The following is a 354-nucleotide window of genomic DNA, read 5'->3' as shown; positions in this document are numbered from 1 at the left end:
GCTCGACGCGCCGGAGCTGCGGCGGCTCGCGCACGCGATCCCCGACACGATCCGGGAGCTCGTCCGCCGCCCGCCCGCCGTGTCGAGCACCGCCGCCTGGTGGGCGGGCCTCGCCGAGGACGCGCGCCGCGACCTCGCCCGGGGCATCCCCGAGCTCGTCGGGAACCTGGAGGGCATCCCCGTCGTCGACCGCGACGCCGCCAACCGGCGCCTCCTCGACCTCCGCGAGGCGGAGCTCCACGCCGATGCCGCGACGACCCCCGGCCGCGGAGCGCAGCAGGCGCTCGGCCGCGACCTGGCCATGCTCGCGGAGGTGCGCCGGGCGCTGGAGCCGGAGGCGGGCGGCCCCGCGCG

General features: G+C 80.5%; 1 pseudogene. It reads left to right on the top strand.

Annotated features, from left to right (window positions below):
* Positions 1-354 (top strand): annotated as a pseudogene (locus DZG00_RS16610) (alpha/beta hydrolase); the annotation flags it as partial.

The organism is Clavibacter lycopersici (genome assembly GCF_003576405.1).
Taxonomy (GTDB): Bacteria; Actinomycetota; Actinomycetes; order Actinomycetales; family Microbacteriaceae; genus Clavibacter; species Clavibacter lycopersici.
This window is presented reverse-complemented; position numbering and strand designations above follow the sequence as displayed.